Origin of the sequence: Pseudomonas sp. GW531-T4 (assembly GCF_017349615.1) — a bacterium.
In the GTDB taxonomy this organism is placed as follows: Bacteria; Pseudomonadota; Gammaproteobacteria; order Pseudomonadales; family Pseudomonadaceae; genus Aquipseudomonas; species Aquipseudomonas chlororaphis_I.
Genome location: NZ_JACMZT010000053.1, coordinates 25,223 through 36,877 on the forward strand (window position 1 = coordinate 25,223; position 11,655 = coordinate 36,877).

Here is an 11,655-nt window from a genome sequence, read left to right on the forward strand (position 1 = left end):
TATTTGCAGGAGCCGTCGCTCGACGCTCGGTTGCTCGCGAAAAACCTCAAGCCAACGTGGAGTCGCAGATGCCGCGCGTCATCGTTCACGTCTTATCGCGAGCAAGCTTCGCTCCTACAGAAGCGAGGCAGTGGTTACTGGCGGATGCGGTCGAGCATGTTGATGTCGTCCGGATTGGTCAGGTGTGGCACCGTCCAGCCGTCGAGATTGTAGTCGCCCAGGCATTTGTCCACCAATTCGGTCATGGTTTTCATCGAGCCGCTGGCCTGGGCATGGCGCAGGCACTGCATGCGGATTTCGTCCTGGCTGCCGGCGTAGTTGATTTCGTACAGCTCGTGGCGGCCGCCGAACTCGGTGCCGATCGCATCCCACAGCAGCTTGAGGATCTTGATCCGCTCCTCGTGGCCCATGCCCGCCGAGCCCCGGCAATAGGTGCTCAGGTACTGGTTGAGCATCGGGTCCTTGAGGTCGCGGGAGCCGGACGGCAGGTAGATCAGGCCGCTGGCCACCACCTGCTCGATGATCTTCTTGATATCGGTGTAGGCCTGGGGCGCCAGTACCCGGTAGGCCTGCAAGGCCTGGGCGCTGGGCAGGAAGGCGCCATTGAGCCATTCGCTGGCGTTGCCGTGCATGGCGTCGGTCAGCGACCAGAACAGGTTGCGCCAGGCCACCACTTCGCCGACCTGCGCCTGCACCCCGCGAAACTCCAGCGAGCCGGTGCACTGCAAGGCCTTGACCAGCAGCCCGGTGATGAAGTCGAGCTTGACCGCCAGCCGTGTACAGCCCTGCATCGGGAACAACCGGCCGAAACCGCCTTGCGGGAACCACTGCCGGCAGCGCTCGAAGTCGCGGTAGATCAGCACGTTTTCCCAGGGGATGAACACCTTGTCCATGATCAGGATCGCGTCGTTCTCGTCGAAGCGGCTGGACAGCGGGTAGTCGAACGGCGAACCGGTCATGCCCGCCTGCAGTTCATAGGACGGGCGACAGATCAGCTTCATGCCGCGGGTGTTCATCGGCGCGATGAACATCAGGGCGAAGTCGGTGTTGTCGCCCAAAAGCTGCGCCGAGCCCTGGCCGACGAAGTTGTAGTGGGTCAGGGCCGAGTTGGTGGCCACCACCTTAGCGCCGCTGACGATGATCCCGCCCTCGACTTCCTCGTCCACCGAGATGAACACGTCCTTGACCTGGTCCACCGGTTTGTCGCGGTCGATCGGCGGGTTGACGATGGCGTGGTTGAGGTACAGGCAGGCTTCCTGGATGCGCTTGTACCAGGTGCGGGCGTTGCCTTCGAACTGGCCATAGAACTCCGGGTTGGCGCCCAGGGCGCTGCCGAAAGCGGCCTTGTAGTCCGGGCTGCGACCCATCCAGCCGTAGGTCAGGCGCGACCACTCGGCGATGGCATCGCGCTGCTGGCGCAGGTCGTCGGCGCTTTTCGCCGAACGGAAGAACTTGTGGGTGTAGCCGCCGTTGCCGGTGTCGGTGTCCCAGCACAGCTTGTCCTTGGTTTCGGGGTCGTGCAGGGCGTCATAGAGGCGCGCCATGGAGGCGGCGGAGTTGCGGAACGCCGGGTGGCTGGTCACATCCTTGACCCGGTCGCCATAAATGTAGATTTCGCGATCATCGCGCAGGCTGGCCAGGTATTCGGCGCCGGTCAGCGGGCGGTTGGTCTCGGCACGGAAGTCTTCGGGTTTCATCATCCACTCCAGTCTTTGTTGTTATGCGTTGTCTTTACGAGCTGGGCCCATGATGGGCAGGACGGGGCGGCGACTGAATGGCTTTTCCGGCGAATGAATTGCACTTTTCATGGGGGGTGGTCATGGGGGGCATGGAGGCCGGTCATGGAGGCTGGCAGCGAGCTTGCCAGGCGATCTGTCTCAGCGGTGAAACACTCCCGGGCGACGAAAAATATTTTCACCGGGGCCTGCAAAAAACCTAAAGCGCTGCCGATATCGCTATTAGGCCCACAGACCAATTACAACAGTGGCGCCCACCTGTCAGGCCGCCAGCCGCCGCTGGTGACGGGGTTCAGTGCATGGATGCTCGCAGTCCTCAATTCCCGAGAGTCATCCTATGTCCCTACGTAATATGAATATCGCGCCTCGAGCTTTCCTCGGTTTTGCGTTCATCGCGTTGCTGGTCATCGCGCTGGGTGTGTTCGCCGTCAACCGCATGTCGATCATCCGACAGGCTTCCCTGGAAATGGAAAGCAACCAACTGCCCAGCGTAGGGTTCCTCGGCAACGTCACCGAAAACGTCCTGCGCCTGCGGATTCTCTCGTTCCGGGTACTGGTCAACCGCGAGCCGGCCGGCCTGCAGGAAGCGCAGACGCGCATCGGCGTGCTGGTGGACAAGCTCAAGCAGGCCCAGGCCAGCTACGCCGCCTTGCCGGCGGGGGACGAGGAAGTGGCCCTGTACAAGACCTTCGCCGCCACCCTGGACAAGTACCTGCAGGCGCAGAACGACATGCTGGAGCTGTCGCGACAGAACAAGCTCGAGGAGCTGCGCAGCCTGATCAATACGCGGATCAAGGACGGCACCGACCAGATGGGCGAACAGCTGAACAAACTGGTAGCGATCAACAAGGCCGGGGCCACCCATGCCTCGGATATGGCCGGTGAGCATTACCGCAGCGCCATCACCGGCATCATCGCCGTGGCGGTGATCGCGGCCCTGCTCACAGTGGTACTGGCCTGGCTGCTGACCCGCAGCATCGTCACGCCGTTGAACCGCGCGGTGCTGGCCGCGCAGACCATCGCCGCGGGCAATCTGACCCAGGCCATCGAGGTCGACGGCAAGGACGAGCCGGCCCGCCTGCTCGCGGCGCTGAGCGACATGCAGGGCAACCTGCGCAAGACCATCGAGCAGATCTCCGGTTCGGCCACCCAGCTGGCCTCGGCCTCGGAAGAACTCAGCGCGGTCACCGAGGAAGCCTCCCGTGGCTTGCAACAGCAGAACAACGAAATCGAACAGGCGGCCACCGCCGTCAACGAGATGACCGCTGCCGTGGAAGAGGTGGCGCGCAACGCCGTGTCGACCTCCGAAGCCTCGCACCAGTCGACCCAGGCCGCCCGCGAAGGCCGCGACCGGGTGGTGGAAACCGTCGACGCGATCCAGACCATGACCCACGACGTGCAAAGCACTTCGGTGATGATCGAGGGCCTGGCCACCCAGGGCCGCGACATCGGCAAGGTGCTGGACGTGATCCGCGCCATTGCCGAGCAGACCAACCTGCTGGCCCTCAACGCAGCGATCGAGGCGGCCCGCGCCGGTGAGGCCGGGCGTGGTTTCGCGGTAGTGGCCGACGAAGTGCGGGCCCTGGCCCATCGCACCGCGCAATCGACCCAGGAAATCGAAAAGATGGTCGCCGGCATCCAGAACGGCACCGGCGAGGCGGTGCAGTCGATGCAGCAGAGCAACCAGCGCACCCAGAACACCCTGGAAATGGCCCGCGCCGCCGGTGTGGCCCTGGAGCAGATCGCCGAATCGATCAACCTGATCAACGAGCGCAACCTGGTGATCGCCAGTGCTTCGGAAGAGCAGGCGCAGGTGTCCCGCGAGGTCGATCGCAACCTGGTGAATATCCGCGACCTGGCCACCCAGTCGGCCGCCGGGGCCAACCAGACCAGCGCCGCCAGCCACGAGCTGTCGCGCCTGGCGGTGGATTTGAATGCGATGGTGGCGCGCTTTGTGATTTGAGTTAGGGTTGTTGGAATGCGTGCCCAAGGAGAGCGAGATGCGCTATTCAGCCCTGACCCAACGGATCGCCGGCGAAGGTGCCGCGGCCTGGCAGATTCACTACCGCGCCCTGGAGCTGCGCGAGGAGGGCGTCGATGTGCTGCTGCTGACCATCGGCGACCCGGATTTCGACACCCCGCGGCCGATCGTCCAGGCCGCCATCGATAGCCTGCTGGCGGGCGACACCCACTATTCGGAGGTGCGCGGCAACCGTTCGCTGCGCACCCGCATCGCCCACCGGCATGCCACCCGTAGCGGCCAGGCGGTGGACGCCGAGCACGTGGTGGTGCTGCCGGGGGCGCAATGCGCGGTGTTTTCCGTGGCCCAGTGCCTGCTCGACCCCGGCGACGAGGTGCTGGTCGCCGAACCCATGTACGTCACCTACGAAGGGGTGTTCGGTGCCTGCGGGGCCAAGGTGCTGCCGATTCCGGTGCGCCCGGAGAACGGCTTTCGCGTCGAGCCGGCGGCGGTCGCCGCGCGCATCACGCCCAAGACCCGCGCGCTGATGCTCAACAGCCCGAACAACCCCTCCGGCGCCAGCCTGTCCCGGGAAACCTGGCAGGCCCTGGCGCGCCTGTGCATCGAGCACGACCTGTGGCTGATCTCCGACGAGGTCTACAGCGACCTGTTGTTCGACGGCGAACACATCAGCCCCGGCAGCCTGCCGGGCATGGCCGAACGCACGGCGACCATCAACAGCCTGTCCAAGTCCCATGCCATGACCGGCTGGCGGGTCGGCTGGGTGGTGGCGCCCCAGGCCCTGGCCGGGCATTTGAGCCATCTGGCGCTGTGCATGCTGTACGGGCTGCCGGATTTCGTGCAGAACGCCGCGGTGGTGGCGCTGGATGCCGACTTGCCGGAGCTGGAGCAGATGCGCGAGGAATATCGCCAGCGTCGCGACCTGGTGTGCGCGCAGCTGAGCCAATGCCCGGGGCTGAAACCGGTCAAGCCCGATGGCGGCATGTTCGTCATGGTCGATGTGCGGGAAACCGGCCTGGGCGCCCAGCAGTTCGCCGAGCTGCTGCTGGAAGGGCACGGCGTCTCGGTGCTCGCCGGCGAGGCCTTCGGCCCCAGCGCGGCGGGGCATATCCGTATCGGCCTGGTGGTGGATCAACAGCGCCTGGCCGACGCCTGCCAGCGGATTGTGCGTTGTACCCAGGATCTGCTCGAAGGCCGATCCTCAAAACGCCGCTGACGGTGTGGCCGCCAAGGAAACCTGTAGGAGCGAGGCTTGCCCGCGATGGTCGTTAACGATTACGCGGACTCACTGGATAAACGCGGCGCTCTCACGTCCATCGCGGGCAAGCCTCGCTCCTACAGGGGGGGCAGGCCCGGCGAATGCAGGGCTCAGACCGCAGCCTTGCGCCGTTCCCAGGCCTGGGGGTTTACCAGGTTGGCCGGGCGCTGGCCGGCCAGGGCCGCCAGCAGGTTGTCGACGGCGCAGCGGGCCATGGCCTCGCGGGTCTCGAAGGTCGCCGAGCCGATATGCGGGGTGGCCACCACATTGTTCAGCTGCAACAGCGGCGAGTCGTGGCCCAGGGGCTCACGCTCGAACACATCCAGCCCGGCCGCGCGAATCCGCCGTTGTTGCAAGGCCTCGATCAGCGCCTGTTCGTCCACCACCTTGCCGCGGGAAATATTGATGAAGATGCTTTCCGGGCGCATCAGGGCGAACTCTTCGCGGCCGATCAGGCCCTGGGTCTGGTCCGTCAGCGGCAGGGTCAGGCAGATGAAGTCGGCCTGTTGCAGCAGCTCCGGCAGGCTGCAGTAGCGGGCGCCGAAACGCTGCTCCACCGCCGGCTTCGGGCTGTTGCTGTGGTAGATCACCGGCATGCCGAAGCCGAAATGGCCGCGCTGGGCCAGGGCTTCGCCGATCCGCCCCATGCCGATGATGCCCAGGGTCTTGCCGTGCACGTCGCTGCCGAAATGCAGCGGGCCGATATTGCGGTTCCACTGGCCGGCGCGCACCAGGTTGGCCAGCTCCACCACGCGCCGGGCGCTGGCCAGGATCAGGGCGAAACCGGTGTCGGCGGTGGTTTCGGTGAGCACGTCCGGGGTGTTGCTGAGCAGGATGTGGCGTTGGGTCAGGTAGTCGATGTCGTAGTTGTCGACACCCACCGACACGCTGGCCACGGCTTCCAGGTACGGCGCCAGGTCCAGCAGTTCGGCATCCAGGCGCAGGCTGGCGCCGAGCAGGCCCTGGGCCGAGGGCAGGGCGCTGCGCAGCTTGGCCAGGCCCTGGGCGCCGAGGTCTTCGATCAGGGTCACCTGGGCCTGCTCATGCAGGCGGGCCATCAGCGGCGGCGAGAGTTTCTTGTACAGCACGACCTGTTTTTTCATGGGGTTCACCTTGTTCGATTCAGGAATGCGCCAGGCGGCGACGTACCGGCAGCGCGGTGCGTTTACGGTCGCTGGCGCCCGGGTTGAGGAAGATGGTCAGCAGCACCGACAGCAGCAGCGCGCCGCTCATCAGCAGGTAGGAGGCGCCCGGCGAGCCCGTGGCGCTGTTCAGGTAACCCACCAGGTAGGAGCCGCCGAACGAGCCCAGGGCGCCCATGCTGTTGATCAGCGCCATGGCGCCGCCGGCGACATTGGCCGGGAGGATCTCCGGGACGATGGCGAAGAACGGCCCGTAAGGCGCGTACATGCAGGCACCGGCGATCACCAGCAGGCTGTAGGACCACCAGAAGTGCTCGGCGCCCAGCAGGTAGGAGCCGTAGAAGGCGAAGGAGGCGATCAGCAGCGGCGGCCAGACGAAACGCTTGCGCTTCTGGATCCGGTCCGAGCCCCAGGACACCCCGAGCATGGCGATCACCGCGGCCAGGTAAGGCAGCGCCGACAGCCAGCCGGCCTCGACCATGTCCATCTGCGCGCCGTGCTTGAGGATCGACGGCAGCCACAGCACGAAGCCGTAGACGCCGATGCTCCAGCAGAAGAACTGCAGGGCGAGGATGATCACCTTGGGCGAGCGGAAGGCCTCGGCGTAGTTCTTCACCGCCTTGATGCCCACCTGTTCGGCGGCCAGGGCGCTTTCCAGGTCGTGTTTTTCCTGGTCGCTGAGCCATTTCGCCGCGCTCGGGCGGTCATCGGCCAGGCGCCACCAGATAAAGGCCCAGAGCACCGCCGGCAGGCCTTCGATGATGAACATCCAGCGCCAGCTGAAATGCTCCACCAGGTAACCCGAGACCACCGACATCCAGAGCATGGTCACCGGGTTGCCGAGGATCAGGAAGGTGTTGGCACGCGAGCGTTCGGCCCGGGTGAACCAGTGGCACAGGTAGACCAGCATCGCCGGCATCACCGCGGCCTCGACCACCCCGAGCATGAAGCGGATGGCGATCAGCATGTAGGCGTTGGACACCACGCCAGTGAGGGTGGCCAGGCCGCCCCAGAGGATCAGGCTGACGAAGATCAGCTTCTTCACGCTGTGTTTTTGCGCGTAGATCGCCCCCGGTACCTGGAAGAAAAAGTAACCGAGGAAGAACAAGGCGCCCAGCAGGGACGACAGCCCCGGGGTGATCATCAGGTCGGCGGCCATCCCGGAGGCGGCGGCGAACCCGTAGTTGGCGCGGTCCAGGTACGCCAGGCTGTAGGTGATGAACACGATGGGCATGATGTACCACCAGCGGCGGGTGGCGAGTTTCAGCGTTTGCATAAGGGTGCTCCTGAGCTTGTTGTTTTTGTCGCAACAGGTAACGCGTTGGTTCAGTGGTTGTATGGGGTGTTCAAGGGCCGATCGCGAGTCGGCAGGCCTTCCATGTCGCCCCGGCTCTGCACCGCGCGGCTGCCGATCCAGTTGGCGCGCTGCACCGCTTCGGCGACGCTGTGGTTCTCCAGCAGGGCGCTGATCAGGCCGACGGCGAAACCGTCGCCGGCGCCCACGGTGTCGACCACCTGGGTCACCGGCACGGCCTCGACGAAACCTTCGTGCAACGGGGTGCGGTAATAGGCGCCATGGGCACCGAGCTTGATCGCCACGGCCTCGACGCCCTGGTCCAGGTAAAACGCGGCGATGTCGGCCGGGTCTTCATAGCCGGTCAGCAGGCGGCCTTCGCTCAGGCCCGGCAGCACCCAATGGGCGAGCACGGCCAGGCGGTTGATTTCGTGGATCATCAGTTTTTCGCTGCCCCACAGGCTGGGCCGCAGGTTCGGGTCGAAGGACACGCTGCGGCCGGCCGCGCGCATTCTGCTCATCAGGCTGTGGGACAGGTCGCGGGCCGAGGCCGAGAGCGCCGGGGGGATGCCGGTGGCGTGCAGGTGACGGGCGCGCAGCAGTTCGGGGGCGATGTCGGCGACGCTCAGGTGGCTGGCCGCCGAACCACGGCGGAAGTATTCCACCCGCGGATCGTCGCCGTGCTCTTCCAGGGACTTGAGCTGGAAACCGGTGGGGTGTTGCCGGTCGGTGGCGACGAAGCGGCAGTCCACGCCTTCGGCCTGCAGGCTGTCGATGACGAAACGCCCCAGGGAGTCGGCGCCGACCCGGCTCAGCCAGCCGACCTTGAAACCCAGGCGCGACAGGCCGATGGCGACGTTGCTGTCGGCGCCGGCGATGCGTTTGTGGAAGTGGCCGACCCGGGCCAGGTCGCCGCTCTGTTCGGCGACGAACATCGCCATGGTTTCACCGAACGACAGGATATCGAGCTCAGACATGGGCGTGCTCCAGGCGGGACTGGCCAAGGCGGGCGAGGGTGGCGACGTGTTCGCGGGTCAGCTGCACCAGGTCTTCGCCTTGCAGCGGGTATTCCACGGCCCGGGTCACCCCTTGAGTCATGTGCCGCAGCAATTGTTCCCACAGATGCAGGTCGGCCATGCCCGGCGGTATCGCCACCAGCTTGCCGTCGGCACGCCGGGCCACGGCCTTGCAGTGCACGTAGCCGACATAGCGGCCCAGCAGGCGCGCGGCGGCGGAGGCGGACTGGTCCTGCCACTGCCAGTTGCCGATGTCGAAGGTCATCTGCACCGGCAGGCGGTGGCGCTCGACCTCGGCGAAGAAGCGCTGGAAGGGTTCGATGCGCCCGCCGTGCAGGGTCTGGTCGTTTTCCACCAGCAGCTGCACCGGGGACTGCGCCAGCAGCAGGGCCAGCTGGGGCAGGTCGTTGTGCTCGGTGAAATACCCCAGGGATACCTTGAGGCTTTTCGCGCCGAAGGCCTCGGCCCGTTGCAGCGCCTGTTCCAGCAGCGGGTTGGCCCGGGAACGCCCGGCCACCCAGAGTTCCAGCGGCGAAGAAAACACGCTTTCCAGTTGCTGCTCGCGGGTGGCCTGGGCCAGTTGGGACGGGTCTTCGACGGTCAGCAGCTCTTCGCGCCATTCGATGCGCGACGCGCCGGCGGCGGCCAGCACCTCGATGAAACTGCCCTGGCCCTGCTCACGGACGCGGTCGGCGCCGTAGCTGGAAAGGCTGATGGAGACAGGCGATTTATTCATGGTCATGACCTCTGAAACCGGTTTCATTTGTTCTCAAAAAAAAGCCCCACAAAAGAAGCTCATTTCCCTATCTTCATGCCTGCGCGATCCCTTGTAGCCGCTGCCGAGCGCAGCGAGGCTGCGATCGAGGCCGAAGGACTCGCCAGGCAGGCACCGTGTTTCCCCCGTTCCTGCGAGGTGTCAGGTTTTGCGGCAACTGCGTTGCCGATCGCAGCCTCGCAGGCTCGGCAGCGGCTACACCGGCACCGCGATTCCCGAGTCGATCCGTGGTTACAGAGACCCTCGTTGTCGGGTGGAGCCGCGGACGATCAGCTCGGCCGGGAAGTCCAGCACCCGCAGCGGCTCGACATCGCCGCGCAAGCGCTTGAGCAGGCACTCGAAGGCGCTGGCGCCGATGCGTTCGGTGGGCTGGGCGAGGGCGGTGATGCCGGTGCCCACCAGCGGATACCAGTCGAGGTCGTCGAGGGCGATCAGGCCGATCTCGTCGAACAGCGCGCAGCCCAGCTCGCGCAAGGCCCGGGTCGCGGCCAGGGCGGCGACGCCGTTGGCGCAGAACAGGGCTTTCGGCCCGGGGCCGGGGGCGGCGAGGAACGCTTGCAGTTGCTGGTTCAGCGCGGCACCGGTTTCCACCGCCGCGCCTTGCAAGGCCGGGCGCTGCTCGATCTGCGCCTTGAAGCTGTTGCTGCGCTCGATCCGCGAGCTGGTGCCGTCATGGGGTTCGCTGACCAGCAGCAGGTCGCGGTAGCCGCGCTCTTGCAGGTGTTCGATGGCGCTGCGCACGGCTTGCGGGTTGTCCAGGCCGACCAGGTCGCTGTGCAGCTGCTCCACCTTGCGGTCCACCAGGACCATGGGCATTTCCCGATGCAGTTCGCGCAGTTCGTCCAGATGATGGCCGAGGGTGTTCACGATCAGCCCTTCGATGTTGTACGAGCGCAGGTTGGCCAGGTGCTGGCGTTCCTGCTCGTCGTCGCGGTCGGTGTTGCACACCACCAGGCTGTAGCCGTGCTGGCGGCAGGCGGTTTCCACGCCATGCATCACGGCAATCGAATAGGGGTTGCGGATATCGGCCACCAGCATGCCGATCAGGCGCGTGCGCCCGCGTTTCAGGCCGCGGGCCATCTGGTTCGGGCGGTAGCCCAGTTCGGCTATCGCCTGTTCGATGCGCAGGGCGATGGCATCGGAGAGCAGGGCGCGGTCTTCGCCGATAAAGCGCGACACGCTGGCCTTGGAGACCCCGGCGCGTTCGGCGACATCGAGCATGGTGACGCGGCTGCGCTGGGCGGCGGAAAAACTGTTCACGGGCGGCGACCTGTCTTTGGCGTTCTTGTTATGGGCGTATCCATTCCAGGTGCGACGTTCTGCCGCATCTCTGAAACCGGTTTCAGGAAACAGCAAAGCGCTTTCGCCGTCAAGCGCGATCAGCGCCAGCGGGATGAAAAAAATGTCATGCGGCCGAGCGCGGGTGGTCTTCTTTGGCAGAGGGAGGCGTCTGGCACCTGCGTTGCAGGTGATCGCGGGCAAGCCTCGCTCCTACAGAGAACTCACAAGTCTGTAGGAGCGAGCGGGCGGCGATCCGACTTGCCCGCGATAAGGACTACGCGGTGTCGCTGAAGAAAGGTTATTCGAGGCAGCCCCGCAGGTAGTCGAGCAGGACGCCATACAGCGCATCCACCTCCGGCGCCAGGCCCCGGGCCCGCAGGCAGCCATGCACCAGGCCGAGGCCCGGGTACAGCTGGCTGTGGCCGCCGACGGCGAGCAACCGTTGGTGATACAGCGCGCCGTCGTCGCGCAGCGGGTCGAACTGCGCCAGGGCGATAAAGGCGGCGGGCAGGCCACTGAAATCCGTGGCCAGCAAGGGCCGGGCATAGGGCGAACGCTGGCTCGGGCCGGGCAAATACAGGGCCTGGTAGGCGTCCAGGTCGTTGCTGCCGAGCAGGGGCGCGTCGGCGCACTGGCTGCGCGAGGGCAGGTCGGCGGCGCCACCGAGGCCGGGGTACAGCAGCACCTGGGCGGCGGGCAAGGGGTCGCCGGCATCGCGCAGGGCCAGGCACAGGGCCGCGGCGAGGTTGCCGCCGGCGCTGTCGCCGATCACCAGCTGTCGCCGGGCGTCCAGGGCAAAGGGGCTGGCGCCGGCCTGCAAGGCGCGCCAGGCCGCCAGGCAATCGTCGAAGGCGGCGGGAAACGGATGCTCGGGCGCCAGGCGGTAATCCACGGCAATCACCAGCACCTGCAACTGCGCCGCCAGGTAGGCAGTGATGAAATCGTGGGAATCCAGGTCGCCCACCACCCAGCCGCCCCCGTGCAGGTACAGCAGGCAGGGCCAGCCATCCGCGGGTGTCGGGCTGGTGGGGCAATAGGCGCGAGCCGGGACCCCGGCCAATTGCAATTCGCTGATCCGCAGGTTGTCGGGGCGGGGCGGGGTGAACGCCTGGCACATGCGGCTGTAGCTGTCGCGCCAGCCCTTGAAGCTGCTGTCGGGGCTGGTGAAACTC

The 11,655-nt window shown here is 66.1% G+C and carries 9 protein-coding genes and 1 pseudogene; 3 read left to right on the forward strand and 7 right to left on the reverse strand.

The window, feature by feature from the left end; genetic code table 11:
- Positions 1 to 134 precede the first annotated feature (134 nt).
- Entirely contained in the window at positions 135 to 1,697 is a 1,563-nt protein-coding gene (gene hpaB / locus J4D28_RS27460) for a 4-hydroxyphenylacetate 3-monooxygenase, oxygenase component (RefSeq protein WP_009049299.1), read from the reverse strand.
- Positions 1,698 to 2,088: 391 nt separating this feature from the next.
- Here hpaB and J4D28_RS30785 point away from each other — a divergent pair.
- The 3 genes and pseudogenes from J4D28_RS30785 to J4D28_RS27470 all read left to right on the forward strand — a co-directional run.
- Positions 2,089 to 2,841: pseudogene (locus tag J4D28_RS30785) on the forward strand (MCP four helix bundle domain-containing protein); the annotation flags it as partial.
- Complete coding sequence (locus J4D28_RS30790; protein WP_371919074.1) at positions 2,836 to 3,699, forward strand: methyl-accepting chemotaxis protein; 864 nt, start codon at positions 2,836 to 2,838, stop codon at positions 3,697 to 3,699. The pseudogene J4D28_RS30785 and the gene J4D28_RS30790, both read left to right, overlap by 6 nt.
- 37 nt (positions 3,700 to 3,736) lie before the next feature.
- A complete protein-coding gene (locus tag J4D28_RS27470; protein ID WP_028682555.1) occupies positions 3,737 to 4,933 on the forward strand; it encodes a pyridoxal phosphate-dependent aminotransferase in 1,197 nt (398 codons plus the stop codon).
- A gap of 152 nt (positions 4,934 to 5,085) precedes the next feature.
- Here J4D28_RS27470 and J4D28_RS27475 read toward each other — a convergent pair whose 3' ends face one another.
- The 6 genes from J4D28_RS27475 to J4D28_RS27500 form a co-directional block, all read right to left on the reverse strand.
- Positions 5,086 to 6,078 carry a D-glycerate dehydrogenase gene (locus J4D28_RS27475; RefSeq protein ID WP_041983458.1) on the reverse strand — a complete coding sequence of 331 codons (993 nt, stop codon included), beginning with the start codon at positions 6,076 to 6,078 and terminating at the stop codon, positions 5,086 to 5,088.
- 19 nt (positions 6,079 to 6,097) lie between these two features.
- Positions 6,098 to 7,393, reverse strand: coding sequence for an MFS transporter (locus tag J4D28_RS27480; protein WP_101282623.1), 1,296 nt, complete (start codon positions 7,391 to 7,393; stop codon positions 6,098 to 6,100).
- A gap of 50 nt (positions 7,394 to 7,443) precedes the next feature.
- Positions 7,444 to 8,388: a sugar kinase gene (locus J4D28_RS27485; RefSeq protein WP_207246493.1), complete on the reverse strand. Its 945-nt coding sequence runs from the start codon at positions 8,386 to 8,388 to the stop codon at positions 7,444 to 7,446.
- The gene (locus tag J4D28_RS27490; protein WP_029526986.1) at positions 8,381 to 9,163 is read right to left on the reverse strand and encodes a sugar phosphate isomerase/epimerase; all 783 of its coding nucleotides are present in this window, start codon (positions 9,161 to 9,163) and stop codon (positions 8,381 to 8,383) included. The genes J4D28_RS27485 and J4D28_RS27490 overlap by 8 nt, the downstream gene beginning before the upstream one ends.
- Before the next feature lie 270 nt (positions 9,164 to 9,433).
- Complete coding sequence (locus tag J4D28_RS27495; protein WP_038583667.1) at positions 9,434 to 10,462, reverse strand: LacI family DNA-binding transcriptional regulator; 1,029 nt, start codon at positions 10,460 to 10,462, stop codon at positions 9,434 to 9,436.
- Between the two features lie 319 nt (positions 10,463 to 10,781).
- Positions 10,782 to 11,655: alpha/beta hydrolase (locus tag J4D28_RS27500; RefSeq protein WP_207246495.1), on the reverse strand; the 874-nt coding region annotated here is incomplete at its 5' end.

Excerpts from the sequence above, each read along its gene's own strand:
- J4D28_RS30790 (WP_371919074.1), top strand. The coding sequence starts at position 2,836 with ATGCAGGGCAACCTGCGCAAGACCATCGAGCAGATCTCCGGTTCGGCC.
- J4D28_RS27475 (WP_041983458.1), bottom strand. The coding sequence starts at position 6,078 with ATGAAAAAACAGGTCGTGCTGTACAAGAAACTCTCGCCGCCGCTGATG.
- hpaB (WP_009049299.1), bottom strand. The coding sequence starts at position 1,697 with ATGAAACCCGAAGACTTCCGTGCCGAGACCAACCGCCCGCTGACCGGC.
- J4D28_RS27480 (WP_101282623.1), bottom strand. The coding sequence starts at position 7,393 with ATGCAAACGCTGAAACTCGCCACCCGCCGCTGGTGGTACATCATGCCC.
- J4D28_RS27470 (WP_028682555.1), top strand. The coding sequence starts at position 3,737 with ATGCGCTATTCAGCCCTGACCCAACGGATCGCCGGCGAAGGTGCCGCG.
- J4D28_RS27490 (WP_029526986.1), bottom strand. The coding sequence starts at position 9,163 with ATGAATAAATCGCCTGTCTCCATCAGCCTTTCCAGCTACGGCGCCGAC.
- J4D28_RS27485 (WP_207246493.1), bottom strand. The coding sequence starts at position 8,388 with ATGTCTGAGCTCGATATCCTGTCGTTCGGTGAAACCATGGCGATGTTC.